Genomic DNA, 1,358 nt, shown 5'->3' with positions numbered 1-1,358 from the left:
CTGGTGGCGATCGGCAACAACCTCGGCGAACGCCTCGAATACGACGTCGACACCAAGGGCAATCGCACCGCCCAGCGCATCAAGGACGCCAGCGGCAGCCTGGTGCGCCAGCAGCAATGGGCCTACGACGAGCTTGGCCGGCTGCTCCGTGCGGTCGGCGCCGGCGGCCAGACACGCAGCTTCGCCTACGACCTCAACGACAATCCGGTCGGCGAAACCAACCCGCGCCAGTTCGCCCACAGCCAGGCCTTCGACGCCCTCGACCGGCTGGTCGGCCAGAGCGATCCTCTCGGCGGCAAGACCCAACTCGCCTACGACGCCCAGGACAACCTCACCGAGGTCAAGGACCCGCGCGGCGTCACCACCCGCTACGAATACGACGGCCTCGGCAACCTGACCCGACTGGTCAGCCCGGACAGCGGCACCACCACCTTCGAGCACGACGCCGCCGGCAACGTCATCCGCCGCACCGACGCTCGCGGTACGGTCACCGAGTATCGCTACGACGCCCTCAATCGCCTGATCGAGCGCCACTCGCCGAGCGACCCGAGCCTCGACGTACAGTACCGCTACGACCTCACCGCCGACGGCAACAAGGGCATCGGCCGCCTGGGCGCCATCGAAGGTGCCCGCGACAGCCTGGTGTACCGCTACGACGAGCGCGGCAACCTGGTCGAGCAGGTACGCAGCATCCGCCTCGACCAGCAGACCCTGCTCGACCGCGTGACCTACCGCTACGACGCGGCCAACCAACTGCTGGAGATCGGCTACCCCTCCGGCCTCGCCATCGGCTACCCGCGCAACGCCGGCGGCCAGGTCGCCAGCGTGACCCTGGCAGTAGGCGACAAGGCGCCGAGCCCCCTGGTCGGGCAGATCGCCTACCTGCCCTTCGGCCCGCTGCAGCGCCTGACCTGGGGCAACGGCATCGCCCTCAGCCGCGAGTACGACCAGGACTACCAACTGCTGCGGCAGAAGGTCGGCCCCTGGCAGAGCGACTACCAGCACGATGCCAATGGCAATATCCAGCAGCACCGCCATAGCCTCTGGGGCACCCTGGACTACCAGTACGACCCGCTGGACCGCCTGACCGAGGAACGCGGCGTCCAGGGCGGGCGCAGCTATGCCTACGACGCGGTCGGCAACCGCACCCAACGCAGCGACAACCCCGCCTCAGGCGGCACCGCCAGCAGCCAGGACTACCAGTACGCGCCCGACAGCAACCGATTGACCGCCATCGGCGCGCAAGCGGTGACCAGCGACGCCGCCGGCAACCTCACCCAGGACCGCGCCGCGCGCAAACTGGCCTACGACGCCCAGGGCCGCCTGCAAAGCGTCAGCCTCGACGGCCAGCAGGTCGC

Annotated in this window: 1 pseudogene; it reads left to right on the top strand. The window is 69.3% G+C overall.

Features of this window, described 5'->3' with window-relative positions:
- A pseudogene (locus HMPREF3014_RS34355) lies at positions 1 to 1,358 on the top strand (RHS repeat protein); the annotation flags it as partial.

The sequence above is a fragment of the Pseudomonas sp. HMSC065H01 genome, from assembly GCF_001815235.1.
Lineage (GTDB): Bacteria > Pseudomonadota > Gammaproteobacteria > Pseudomonadales > Pseudomonadaceae > Pseudomonas > Pseudomonas aeruginosa.
This window is presented reverse-complemented; position numbering and strand designations above follow the sequence as displayed.